14 protein-coding genes are annotated in these 11,897 nt (G+C 70.5%); 4 read left to right on the top strand and 10 right to left on the bottom strand.

The features are described from left to right. Window positions 1-3 precede the first annotated feature (3 nt). Entirely contained in the window at window positions 4-1,944 is a 1,941-nt protein-coding gene (locus tag ACIBI9_RS54895) for a hypothetical protein (RefSeq protein ID WP_397235410.1), read from the bottom strand. Between the two features lie 170 nt (window positions 1,945-2,114). Here ACIBI9_RS54895 and ACIBI9_RS54890 point away from each other — a divergent pair, with 170 nt between their 5' ends. From ACIBI9_RS54890 to ACIBI9_RS54880, 3 genes are read left to right on the top strand one after another with little or no spacing between them, the layout of a single operon-like run. Next, a complete protein-coding gene (locus ACIBI9_RS54890) occupies window positions 2,115-2,783 on the top strand; it encodes a hypothetical protein (protein ID WP_397235409.1) in 669 nt (222 codons plus the stop codon). Beyond that, window positions 2,780-3,424, top strand: coding sequence for a hypothetical protein (locus ACIBI9_RS54885; RefSeq protein ID WP_397235408.1), 645 nt, complete (start codon window positions 2,780-2,782; stop codon window positions 3,422-3,424). The genes ACIBI9_RS54890 and ACIBI9_RS54885 overlap by 4 nt, the downstream gene beginning before the upstream one ends. A gap of 7 nt (window positions 3,425-3,431) precedes the next feature. Next, window positions 3,432-4,931 carry a hypothetical protein gene (locus tag ACIBI9_RS54880; protein WP_397235407.1) on the top strand — a complete coding sequence of 500 codons (1,500 nt, stop codon included), beginning with the start codon at window positions 3,432-3,434 and terminating at the stop codon, window positions 4,929-4,931. 36 nt (window positions 4,932-4,967) lie between these two features. Here ACIBI9_RS54880 and ACIBI9_RS54875 read toward each other — a convergent pair whose 3' ends face one another. Then, the gene (locus tag ACIBI9_RS54875; protein ID WP_397235406.1) at window positions 4,968-6,158 is read right to left on the bottom strand and encodes a hypothetical protein; all 1,191 of its coding nucleotides are present in this window, start codon (window positions 6,156-6,158) and stop codon (window positions 4,968-4,970) included. A 311-nt stretch (window positions 6,159-6,469) separates the two neighbouring features. Between ACIBI9_RS54875 and ACIBI9_RS54870 the strand changes: the two genes are divergently transcribed. After that, window positions 6,470-6,979, top strand: a complete 510-nt coding sequence (locus tag ACIBI9_RS54870) for a helix-turn-helix domain-containing protein (protein ID WP_397235405.1) — start codon at window positions 6,470-6,472, stop codon at window positions 6,977-6,979. On the opposite strand, the gene ACIBI9_RS54865 is transcribed toward ACIBI9_RS54870, so the two are convergent. From ACIBI9_RS54865 to ACIBI9_RS54830, 8 genes are all read right to left on the bottom strand, one after another. Beyond that, entirely contained in the window at window positions 6,976-7,713 is a 738-nt protein-coding gene (locus tag ACIBI9_RS54865; protein WP_397235404.1) for a methylated-DNA--[protein]-cysteine S-methyltransferase, read from the bottom strand. The two genes, ACIBI9_RS54870 and ACIBI9_RS54865, sit on opposite strands and share 4 nt — an antisense overlap. Beyond that, the gene (locus ACIBI9_RS54860; protein WP_397235403.1) at window positions 7,710-8,270 is read right to left on the bottom strand and encodes an RNA polymerase sigma factor; all 561 of its coding nucleotides are present in this window, start codon (window positions 8,268-8,270) and stop codon (window positions 7,710-7,712) included. The genes ACIBI9_RS54865 and ACIBI9_RS54860 overlap by 4 nt, the downstream gene beginning before the upstream one ends. Before the next feature lie 85 nt (window positions 8,271-8,355). Continuing rightward, complete coding sequence (locus ACIBI9_RS54855) at window positions 8,356-8,658, bottom strand: DUF1416 domain-containing protein (protein WP_192789757.1); 303 nt, start codon at window positions 8,656-8,658, stop codon at window positions 8,356-8,358. Further along, window positions 8,658-9,497 (bottom strand): sulfurtransferase, encoded by an 840-nt coding sequence (locus ACIBI9_RS54850; RefSeq protein ID WP_397235402.1) that lies wholly within the window; start codon window positions 9,495-9,497, stop codon window positions 8,658-8,660. The genes ACIBI9_RS54855 and ACIBI9_RS54850 overlap by 1 nt, the downstream gene beginning before the upstream one ends. Then, window positions 9,494-9,907 (bottom strand): DUF4395 domain-containing protein, encoded by a 414-nt coding sequence (locus ACIBI9_RS54845; protein ID WP_397235401.1) that lies wholly within the window; start codon window positions 9,905-9,907, stop codon window positions 9,494-9,496. The genes ACIBI9_RS54850 and ACIBI9_RS54845 overlap by 4 nt, the downstream gene beginning before the upstream one ends. A 171-nt stretch (window positions 9,908-10,078) precedes the next feature. After that, entirely contained in the window at window positions 10,079-10,528 is a 450-nt protein-coding gene (locus ACIBI9_RS54840) for a thioredoxin family protein (RefSeq protein WP_397235400.1), read from the bottom strand. Between the two features lie 28 nt (window positions 10,529-10,556). Further along, complete coding sequence (locus ACIBI9_RS54835) at window positions 10,557-11,375, bottom strand: anti-sigma factor family protein (protein ID WP_397235399.1); 819 nt, start codon at window positions 11,373-11,375, stop codon at window positions 10,557-10,559. Then, complete coding sequence (locus ACIBI9_RS54830) at window positions 11,372-11,884, bottom strand: sigma-70 family RNA polymerase sigma factor (protein WP_364850197.1); 513 nt, start codon at window positions 11,882-11,884, stop codon at window positions 11,372-11,374. The genes ACIBI9_RS54835 and ACIBI9_RS54830 overlap by 4 nt, the downstream gene beginning before the upstream one ends. Window positions 11,885-11,897 lie beyond the last annotated feature (13 nt).

Raw genomic sequence — 11,897 nt, 5'->3', positions numbered from 1 at the left:
ATGTCATTGCCTGCCCTTGCGCCAGTCCAGGCGTGGCGGTGGTGGCCCGAGGTTCGGCGGGGGCTCCCCGTCGGTGCCCTGTGCCTGGGGGTCGAGCGCGAGCACGGCCTCGCGTACGTCCTCCAGCTCGCCGAGCGTGGTCTTGGGGAAGGTCAGGATGGCGGGGTTGGCGTCGGCGAGGCGTACGCGCCTGCCCTGGGCCGTGGCGTCGGTGACGATCACGGAGGTCGTGGGGAGTTGCTGGAGCTGGTGCGGCTCGACGAGGAACTCGCGGGAGCGCTGCAGCACCCGCTCCTTCTCCGAGATCTTGTCGGCGGTCCTGCCCCACTCGGTGGACTCGGTGATGTCGCCGGCCAGATCCGCGAGGTTGTCGTCGCGATCTTCCCTGTCGTCGTCCATCTGGGAGATCGTGGAGGTGTAGCCGCCGTCGAGCCCGGGCAGCGAGTCGCTGATCGTCTCGGTGAGCTGGGCCAGCTCCAGCCGGTGCTCGGTGCCGACGTGCTCGCTGGCGACCCGCGCGTCCTCGGCGTTGCCCAGCCGCATGAACGCCACCGCCGCGTGCCCCCTGCCGAGCCGCTCCCGCACCGTGGGGGTCAACGACCGATAAGTCAGGACCAGTCCGGTACGGGAGGTCTCGCAGGCGTCCATCAGCCGGTCGAGCACGTCGCCCCTGAGCTTGTCCGCGCCCGCCACGATGATCGTGTGGTACCACGGCCGGTCCGAGGCCGGGGACTGGCGCAGGATGTGGGTGAGCGCGGTGGCCACGTACGTGCCGAGCACCCGGTTGCCGAAGGCGCCCGCCTGCCGGTCCATGCTCACCACTCGCAGCCGCGCGGGCGGCAGCCGTACGGCCTGGGTGCCGAGCGTCTCCAGCTTGCGCAGCTGCGACTCCAGCGCCCAGGCCCGCTCGATCACCACCCGCTCGCTCACCCCGCGGCCGAACAGCGTGCCGATGCGCTCCAGCTGGGTGGCCGTGATCAGCCCGAACCTCAGGTCGTCGCGCGGGTCGCCCACCTGCGCGAGCGCCCGCAGCGCGGCCGTGACCTGGCTGATCGTGGCGTTCTCGCCGAGCACTTCGAGCACCCGCTCCAGGATCGCGTTGTCGAAGCTGAGGTCGCGCGTGGTGCGGTGTTCCTCGCTCACGCTCACCACGTGCGCCAGCACGTCCGCGAACGCCTCCGGCTTGAGCGTGGCGCCCAGGTCGAGCCTGGGCAGATCGACCGGCAGCACCCAGACCAGCGGGTCGTCGCCGCCCTTGCGGGCCAGCTCGATCAGGTCCTTGGCGATCGCGCCCTCGGACAGGTCGAGGACGGTCAGGTGGCCGCCGCTGTAGAGCCGCGTGGCGCCGAGCAGCGTGATCAGCGCCGACCAGCCGGGGAGCGTGCCACCCGCCACGTCGATGCGGTCGATCTCGTCCGGTACGGCGACCGCGTACCACGTGAGCTGCCGGTCGTGGCGTTCCTTGAGGTCCTGCCACTCGCGGTAGCGCTGGGCGTGCTCCTCCTGCGCGCGGAACAGCTCCTTGTCACGTTCCTCGCGCTGGCGCTCGTCCCTGGCCTGCTGCTCCAGCACGCGGTACTTCACCGCCCGGTCGCCCTGCAACAGCGCGTAACTGCAGATGCCCGCCACGCCTCCGGCGGCGGTGAGCCCGGCGAGCGCGAACGGCCACGCCAGGTAGCCAGCGATCCCGGCGGCCAGGATGAGCACGGCCAGCACCAGCATGAACGTCCGGACGAGCCGCACGGGCTTGTTGAGCATGTCCTCCTGGAGCCGCTCGCGGCGCAGCAGGTCCGGGTTGACGGGGCCGGGCGTGTCGGCGGGATCCTCGAGCGGAGAGGGGCGCTTGGGCGGCGGGCCAGGGTCGGGGTGCAGCAGGATGTACTGCCAGCCCAGGTAGATGCGGTCCGCCTGGAGCTGGGCATGCTCGGGATGCACGTCCGTCACGTGACCCTCCGGCCGCCGATATGTCGTTAGGAGTAAGGGCCAACCCTTTCCGCTCCGTGACAGCGTATGAGCTTCGAGGCCCGTAGCGGCAGGGTTTCTCGGCAATTCTCCCAGTCCGATGGGAGTATTGCGGCAGATGGGACAAGCGAGACCTACTACCATCTTTACCCATGACGGAGCCCTCCGGCGCAAGCAGTGACAAGCCCAGCCGCCCGGTAGTGGTGCCCGCCGTTGCCCTGGTGGCGCTCACCGCCATCGGCATCACCGCCCTGCTGGGCGGACTGAGCGAGGCCCCCGAGGAGCCCCAGACACTGGGCCCGGGCGCGGTGCTCGATCAGGGCCTGTACTCCACCAAGTTCGTCGAGTCGCGCGTGACGGTGGACAAGGCCGAGTCGCAGTGGGACGAGGACAAGCGGTTCGTGGAGCTGGTCTTCGAGGTCACCAACAAGGGCGACAAGACCTACCAGGTCGGCGTGCCCCCGGTGAAGCTGGAGCAGGCCTTCACGAGCGACTCCTTCGCCGGCTCCCTGGTGAAGATCACCCCCGCCTTCCCCAAGGACTCGGGGCCGTTCACGTTCGCGCAGGCCAAGGGGGGCGAGACCCGCCAGCTCCACCCGGGGCTGACCAGCCAGGTCATTCTCCGTTACCAGCTCAAGGACAACGAGCAGCCGCCGGAGAAGATCACGATGGACGTCGCGTCGTTCGAGTATGAGCCCGAATGGAACACCAACGTCCCGCGCTGGCAGATGATCGCCAACGAGAACCTCGACACCATGAAGTTCTACCCCGAGATCAAGGCGCGGGTGACTCTTGCGGTCAAGAAGGGTGACGCAACGTGACCGCCACGCAGCAAAGATCAACTGCCGCGCCCGGTCGCCGCAGCAGGAGGGCGGGCCGAGGGCAGGGGATCGGCACCCGGCTACTCAGCGTCGCCGCCGGGCTGGTGCTGCTGGCCGCGGCCGTCTGGCTGCAGACCCTGCACATGGCCGAGGGCGAGATCACCGACCCGATCACGTACACGGGCGCCAAGGGCGAGGTGGTGGACGCCCGGCGGTTCTCCCTGCGGCTCGACTCGTTCGCGGCCGCCAAGTCCATCCAGAGCGGCAGCCAGACGATCGGGACCGACAACCTCTTCCTCGTCGTCAACGTCTCGGCCAAGTCCAGCCTCAAGCCCTATCACCTGGCCCAGCCTGAGCTGGTGACCGCCGACGGGAAGCGGTTCGACGCCACCGACCGGGTCAACAACGACCTCACGATGGCCATGTCGTGGGTGCAGCCGGACATCTGGAAGAGCGGGCGCTTCTTCTTCGAGGTGCCGTCGTCCGAGCTGGCGGGGGCGCATGTCGTGTTCGGGCTGAGCCAGGGGTTCGTGGTGGAGCCGTACCAGCCGGAGGTCGAGGTGGATCTCGGCCTGGACGACGAGGGCGCGCGCAAGCTCGCGGCCTCGCCTCAGGACGTCTACTCGACCGACAAGAAGTGATCTCAGGATGAGCACGAACGAGCGCGACTGGTTCTCGCCCAGGAAAGACCCGCGGCGCGAGGACGATCCGGCCCCGCCCCCGCCCCCGCCCAGCCAGGAGCCGCCTCCCGGCCTCGGCGCCCACTCCGGCCGCGGCGCCCCGCCGCCCGGCCAGGGGCGGCACTCCGGGCACGGCCTGCCTCCCGAGTACGACCCGCGCTTCGATCAGGACCTGCTCGGCGAAGAGACGGCACCGGTCCCCCGGGTGCCGTCCGCGGGCGACCTGCGCGGCCGTGGCAGCCGTGGAACGCCGCCTCCGGGTTACGACGCGTTGGGGGGGCGGCCGAGCGGGCCGCAGGAGGCGATGGGCTGGCCGGACGCGCCCCGGGAGCCGATGGGCCGGCCCAACCCGCCGCAAGAGGCGCTGGAGTGGCCCAGCGCGCCGCAGGGCCCCGCATACCCCCACCAAGGCCCTGCGCACGCCCAGGGCCCCGCACACGCCCAAAACCCGGCGGACCCCCAAGGCCCCGCCCACACCCAGGGCCCGGCGCGCGGCCAGAGCCCGGCCCATGGCCAGAACCCGGCCCGTGGGCAAGGTCCGGCACACGCGCGAGGCCCGGCGCACGGCCAGGGACCCGCACATGCGCAGGGCCCGGTGCAGAGGCCGGGGCTGCCGCCTCGCCCTGCCCCGCCGCAGCCCCGCGCCCGGCACGCCGCCCAGTCCGACCAGCAGGTGTGGCCCCCGGCCCCCCGCGAGCCCGTAGGCGGCGCCACGCAGCCCCTACCGGCCATTCCTGCCGCCATGCCCGTGTCGCCGCAGCAGGGCCCCGGCACGCCCCTCCCGCGCCGGCAGAGCCCCGATCCGGAGCCCGCGGCCCACCAGGCGCCCGGGCCGGAGACGCCGCCCGACGCCCCGCAGGAGGCCCCGCCCGGGTCGCGGCGGGCCGCCGCCCCGCGCGGACGCAAGAAGCGCACGGTGCTGATCGCCGTGGCCGCCGTCGTCGTGTCGCTGGTCACCATGGGCGCCCAGTCGTACGACGGCTACCTCTTCTACGAGAAGACCACCACGAAGGAGACCAAGGAGACCGTCGTCCCCGCCGGCCAGGCGGGCAAGGTGAAGAACATCGAGTGGCGGGCCACGGTCACGCGCATCAAGATGCCCGACAACCTCCAGTACGGCCCCGAGGTGACCGCGCTGAGGGTGGACATCACCAAGAAGATCCTCGACGAGGGCAGCGTCACCAAGACCGGCCTGTTCACCGAGGCCAAGCTGGAGGACCGCGCCGGCCGCAGCTGGGTCGTGAGCGTCGACCCGCAGGCCGACCGGCCGACGGACCGGCTGGAGGTCGGCAAGGAGTACAAGATCCTGGCGGCGGCGGTGGTGCCGACCGCGGTGGCGGACGAGGTCGAGCTGTCCCTCAGGCCGAGCAACTACCGTTCGGACACGCCCACGGCGGACCTCTTCAAGCGGGACACCGTGTCCAAGCTCGAGGACGACGTCGACGTCCTGCGGTTCAGGCGGCGCTGAGCGGGCGCGGCCGGCGACCGCCCGGGTGTCGCCGGCTCAGACGTCCTCGAACGGCTCGCCCCTGAGGCGCGCCCTGGTGGCCGCGAGGTCGTACGTGGCCGCCAGCAGCGCCATCGTGAGCACGGCCACGACCGTCTCGCGCAGGAAGGTCAGCGGCGGCCCCTGGAACTCCCACACCCAGTCCCGCTCGGTGCCGATGAGCCACCGCAGCCCCCGCTCGGCGTACTCCCCGCCGACCAGCAGGCCCACGTAGCACAGGCACATCATGCCGAAAAGCGGGAGGCCGGCCTTGGCCACCATCCGCAGGGAGTTGGCCAGCGGCAGCCAGCGGTCCCTGAACCCGCCGGTGAGCTGGTTGAACGACTTCTGCGTGAGGTCGTGGGTGCCCTCCAGCCGGTCCACGCCCTTCTCCAGGCGGGTGCCCTTGAGCAGGGCGCGGGTCTCGTCGGAGTAGGAGCCGAAGACGAGCATCGCCACGGTGAGCCAGGCCAGCGGGACGGCCACCGCGTCGAGGAAGAACGGCCAGGCGTCGCCGAGGAAGCCGGTGACGGCTTCCCACAGCGGCACGTTCTTCTGCGCCTCGGCCCAGAGCTCCTCCGCGCCGGCCACCACGTTGCGGTGCTCGACCCAGTCGGAGCGAGCGGTGCCGATGTAGAGGGTCGCGTTCAGGCCGTAGAAGACGAAGGCGAACTCCGAGAAGGCCGCGCAGAAGCCGTAGAACTTGCCGTTGCCCTCGGTCTTCTCCAGGAGCTTGGCGAAGAGCATCTTCAGCCCGAACATGACGGCCATCGCCCCCAGCGACACCCGCCAGTCGAGGTCCGTGAGTCCCCGGCCGACCTGGGACTGCTCCCCGAAGAAGGACGCCTCCGTCTGGTCGTAGATGTGATGGAACAGGTCCATCTGGTAGATGTCCCTGGCATCCTCCGTGTGGAATCCCCAGGCCAGGTAGAGCACGGCGAAGGCCGGGGCCACCCGGTCGAGCACCCGGAAGAAGCGCTCGTCCTGCACGCCCTCCTCGGTCTTCGCGCGCATCTCCCACAGGGCGTTGCGCAGCGAGTAGAGCATGCCGGCGGTGACCGTCATCGCCGCTAGGATGATCAACGTGAGCAGCGTCATCACGAGGACCAGGCGGATCTGCCTGGCATCGCCGTAGGCGACCTCGGTGGCGGCGTAGAGCAGGACGTAGCGGGTCAGCTGACCTGCGGCGTACCAGAGGATCAGTGGCAAGGCGCACTTCCCCGCCAGCCGTAGGGCGTGCAGGGGCAGCGAATACGGCGACGGCATCCCCTGAGCCGGCGTAGGCCCAGGTCGGGGAGGTGCCGCCACACCTGTCGAACCGGACATCTGCAGAATCGTATCGGTCTGTCCCATGTGTCGCAGCAGCAACCCCGGAAAGCGCGATGCTCCGCGTGCCAGTGCGGGTGTGGTCCCTGGGCAGTGACAAAAGAATTATCGGCGGGGAAATGGCGGTCACGAAGCGCGGCGCGTGCCATTGCTCTATGGAGCCGCGGCCCGCACTAGACGCCGATCCCCACGTCGTGGGAGATCGCCTCCGGCGGCTGCGGCACGAGCGCGGCGTGTCGCTGTCGGAGCTCGCCAAGCGCGCGGGCATCGACAGGGAGACGCTGTCGGACGTCGAGACCGGCAAGATCGACGCGACGGCGGAGACGCTCTGGGCGATCACCGCGCAGCTCGGGGTGCCGATCGGGGCGATACTCGACGCGCCGCCCGAGCCGCAGATCATGCGGGGCAGGGCGATGGAGGCGGAGCTGCTCGAGGTGTTCGAGGACGACCGGGTCACGTACGAGCTCTACCGGGTGATCGTCCCGCCGGGCCTCACCCAGACCTCGCCCGCCCACCACGAGGGCGTGAGCGAGCACGTCACGGTCTTCACGGGCACGCTCAGCGCGGGCCCCATGCGCGAACCGCTCACGGCCGGGCCGGGCGACCACATCTCGTGGATCTCCGACGTGCCGCACGGCTACCGCGCGCACGGCCCCGACGTCGTACGCGCCACGCTCCTCATACGCTACCCGATCAAGCCTTAGGCACCGGCGGGCCGGCACGTGCGGCACGGCCGGTAGCCGGCGGCCCTGGCCTGGGCGATGGTGCGGAAGCCGTGCCGGTGCCGCGGCGTGATGCGCCGGGCGTTGTGGCAGGTCGGGAAGCACACCACGCCCGTGGTGTCGCTGGCCAGGTAGAACACCCGGTCCCCCGCCAGCTCCCGCACCCGCTCCAGGTCGGCGCCCTCGGCCAGCAGCAGCCGTTCCTTGGCCGCCGGGCCGAACACGTAGTCGCCGACGACGCCGTCCGACCGGGTGACGCGGTGGCACGGGATGAGCAGCGGCACGGGGTTGCGGCCGAGCGCCGTGCCCACCGCGCGCACCGCCCTGGGCCGGCCGATCCGCTCCGCGATCCACGAGTACGGCCTGACCTCGCCGCGCGGGATCGTACGGGCCGTCTCCAGCACGTCGCGCTGGAAGTCGCTCATCCCCCGCAGGTCCAGCCGCAACTGGCCCAGGCGCCCCGTGCGCAGCGCGGGCAGCAGCCCGGCGGGCGGGCGTTCGGCGGGCAGCAGCGGGCGGGCGAAGCGCCCCCTGAACGCCTCGGCGAACCCGTCTCCCGGGTGCACGTAGGCCACGCCCTGGTCGGTGAACGCGACGCGCAACTCCCCGATCGGGCTCGGTACGCGTACCCAGCGGGCCGCGATCCGGTCGAGCAGTCCCTCGGGCGCGTCGGCGGCCAGTGCCGACAGCCCGGCCAGCAGTGGATCGTGGGTCATCGGGCACCTCCCAGTGCGCGCAGCCGCCGCAGTCCCCGCGACACGTGCGACTTGACCGTGCCCTGGGGGATCCTGAGCACGGTGGCGATCTCGCTGACCGGCAGGTCGACGACGTGCCTGAGCACCACCGCGACCCGCTGCTCCTCGGGCAGCAGGCCGAGCAGCCCGGCCAGTTCGTCGCCGGTCTCGTGGCGCACCGCAGCCTCCTCGACGTCCTGGCCGGGGTCGGCTTCCTCGATCGGCTGGTCCTGCAGCTCCGGTGGCGGCTTGCGGGACCTGGTCCTGGCGCAGTTGCGCCAGATGTTCATCAGGATCGTCATCAGCCAGGCCCTCGGCTGGAGCGTGGCGATGCGGTCGCGCTCGTATCCGGCCAGCGCCCGGTACGCGCGCAGGAACGCCTCCGCAGTGAGATCCTCGGCGTCGGCCCAGCGCCCGCTCAGCCGCAGCGCTGTCGAGAAGACCAGGCCGCGGTAGGCGCCGTACAGCTCGGCGAACCCCTCGTCGAGGTCGTCGAGCAGCGCCTTGCGCACCGGGTCGGGACAGTCGGTTTCTCTCACGCTGACTACAACACCGCCGTGCCCGGATCCGTTGCAGCGAAAAGACCCGCGTCCGGAAAGGACGCGGGTCTTTACGTCGGCAGGCTCAGACGGCGACCGCGAGCGAGGAGACCTCGCCCAGCTTGGCCTCCACCTTGATGTCCCGGGTGACGCCGCCGCCCGCGATGATGCGGACGGTCCAGTCGCCGGGGGCGGCGAAGAAGCGGAAGACGCCCTCGTCGGACACCACGACTTCGCCGGTGAACTCGCCGGAGTGGTCGAGCAGACGCGCGTACGCCGTGCCGGCGCCGGTCACCACGCCCTGGATCACGGCCTGGGTGGACAGGTCGATCCCGGCGGGCAGAGTGATCGTCTGCTCCGGCGCTCCGCAACCCTGTGCAGTAGTCATCAGCGGGCCTCTCCCAGCTCGATCGGCACGCCCACGAGCGAGCCGTACTCGGTCCACGAACCGTCGTAGTTCTTCACGTTGTCCTGCTCGAGCAGCTCGTGCAGCACGAACCAGGTGTGCGCCGAACGCTCGCCGATGCGGCAGTAGGCGATGGTGTCCTTGCCGAAGTCGACCCCGGCCTCGCTGTAGAGCGTGCGCAGGTCGTCGTCGGACTTGAACGTGCCGTCGTCGTTGGCGGCCTTGGACCACGGGATGTTGCGGGCGGTGGGCACGTGGCCGGCGCGCTGCGCCTGCTCCTGCGGGAGGTGCGCGGGAGCGAGCAGCTTGCCGGTGAACTCGTCGGGCGAGCGCACGTCGACCAGGTTGAGCTTGCTGATGGCGCCGACCACGTCGTCGCGGAAGGCGCGGATCTTGGTGTCCTGCTCCTGCGCCACGTACTGCGTCTTGGCCCGCTCCGGCACGTCACGAACCAGCTCGCGGGAGTCGAGCTCCCACTTCTTGCGCCCGCCGTCGAGCAGCTTGACGTTGGAGTGGCCGTAGAGCTTGAAGTACCAGTACGCGTAGGCGGCGAACCAGTTGTTGTTGCCACCGTAGAGCACGACGGTGTCATCGTTGGAGATGCCGCGGTCCGACAGCAGGGCCTCGAAACCGGTCTTGTCCACGAAGTCGCGGCGCACCGGGTCCTGCAGGTCCTGCCGCCAGTCGACCTTCACGGCGCCACGGATGTGGCCCTTGTCGTAGGCGCTGACGTCTTCGTCGACCTCGACGAGGACGACTCCGGGAGTGTCGAGGTTGGCCTCGACCCAGTCGGCGTCCACCAGGGCGGCGGAGCGGCTCATTTGGAAACCTCCATGTTGGCGGCGGGCAGTAGACGGCGAATGAGCAGGTACATCTCGCAGCCAAGGCAGAATCCGAAGGCTGCGTTGAGGAAGGCGGCGAGGAGAGCCGCAGCCGTGGCCGCGAGGGCCAGCGGCGTGATCCCGGTGAGATATCCGACCAGGCCCGCGATCGCGAAGACCAATCCCACCGCCTGCGCGAACTTCGGCGGGCGGGAGTCCTCGGTCTCCTTCGGGGCGCTCTTGACGAACGCCTTGAAGAGCATCGTGTACAGCGAGCGCGACACGACTCCGAGTGCGAAGACCATCGCCTGGACGGCGAGAAGCCAGGCACTCCCCGTCACCAGGACGAGGGTGAGGACCAGGGTGGTGATGGCCGCGCCGAAGCGCAGCGCTCTAGGGTCGGCACGCATCGCGGGATGCTCCTGAAGGGTCGACGGGGCGGACCGGATGTCCGCGGGATCGTCCTCAGGCAGCGCGACAGAGCGCGGTGGTCACGCGGCAGAAATCAACCGCGCGCCGCTTCGTCAGCAGCTCTGTCGTTGGGTTCATGCCGAAGACACTACTCGGCGTCTCGTCATCTGTCACATCTCGTCCGGTTGGTGAGACGATTCGTGAGACGACAGCGGCGACACGGCCGTGGCGAGGGCCGCCAGGACGTCCGCCTTGCGGGGCAGGCCGGCGGCCCTTTTCACGATCTTCCCGCTGGTGTCGAGCACGAGGACCGTCGGCGTGCGCATGATGTCCAGCCGCCGTACGAGGTCCAGCCGGGACTCGGCGTCGATCTCGACGTGGGTCACCCCCGGCACGATCCCGCTGACGTCGGCCAGGATCCTTCTGGTCGCCCGGCACGGCTGGCAGAATGCGGTGGAGAACTGCACCAGCGTCGCCCGCTCACCGAGACCGGCGCCGAGGTCGGCCTCGGACAGCCGGTCGCCACCCGTGTCACGCACCCGTCCGTCGCGGCGCAGGCGAACCACCCCGATCACAGAGCCGAGCGCCAGAGTCGCCAGCGCCACCCACCAACCAGTCATCTCCCGATGCAACCACGCGCACCCGCGTTTACTTCCGCACCGGGATCCTGATCAGCACCTTCTCCTTCCGGTCGACCACGTAGAACGCGGTGATCTCGGACATGGGCAGCGTCGTCGACCGCTTGAAGACGGCCTTGTCCTGGTATGCCTCGCGGCTGACCGTCCAGCTCTCCGTCAGCTCGTGCCGCCCGCCGGCCACGACGAGGAGGCTGCAGGTCGTGTCGACGGGCACGCCCCGCACGCTCACGTACAGCTCCGTGCCGCTGTCGCCGGGGTAGGCCGACACGGTTGCGGAGTACTCCTCGGCCTTGTTCACGCCGGAGAACTTGCGGCCCTGGGCCACCTTGAACGGCGACCCGGTCACCTTGGGCCGCTTGCTGGCGGTGGGCTGCGGCGACGGCTCGGCCAGACGACTCAGCGGCGCCTGGTCGCTCTCCGTGGAGGCCGAGTCCTGCATCGCCTTCGGCGCCTCGGTGGACATGGGAGCCGCCGCACCGGAGGCCACCTGCTGCTGCGAGCCGCTGTTCACGACCGTCACGATCGTGCCGCCGAGCCCCAGCAGCGCGGCGGAGGCGGCCGCCACCAGCAGCAGCCGGCCGCGCCTGTTCCGTTTGGCGCGGGCGTTCAGCAGCCGGTCGAGCACCTGCCGCGGCGGGCTTGCCACCAGCTCCACGTCGCGTTCGGACACCTTGCCAAGAAAGGAGGCCACGCCTTCGAGGTCGAGCAGCTCGCGGCCGCACTCCTCGCACGTCGCCAGGTGGTTGTCGATCTCCAGCGCCTCGTCGGGGTCGAGCGCGCCCAGCGCGTGCGCGCCCAGGGCGAGCCTTACCTCCTCGCACGTCATCATGGCGCCAACCCCCGCTCCTCGAGGGCCAGTTTGAGCGCCCGCAACGCGTAGTAGGTGCGCGATTTGACCGTGCCCGGCGGTATGCCCAGCGTCGCCGACGCCTCCTTCACCGATCGCCCCCGATAGTAGACCTCCAGCAGCACCTCACGGTGCTCCTGCCTGAGCGCGGCCAGCGCCTCGGCGACCGCCCACGACTCGACGGCGCGTTCCAGGTCGTCGTCCGCCGGCATGACGGCCAGCGCCTCGTCCCCGGTCTCCTGCGGTCTGGCCTTCTTGGCCCGATGCTGGTCGACAACAAGATTGCGGGCCACTGTGAACAGCCACGCGCGCACCGGCCGCCCCGAGAGGGCGTCGGGATGTCGCCAGGCCCGCAACAGGGTCTCCTGCACGACATCCTCCGCCCGCCCGGAGTCTCCGGTCAGCCGCAGGACGTAGCCGTAGAGTGGCCCGGCATGCTCGTCGAAGAGGGTCCTCACAAGTTCCTCGTCCGCGGTGCCGGCTGTACTCACACCCTCTTCACGT

This window comes from Nonomuraea sp. NPDC050451 (genome assembly GCF_044458585.1).
The sequence above is the reverse complement of the archived record's forward strand: the minus strand, read 5'-3'. Positions and strand labels throughout refer to the sequence as shown.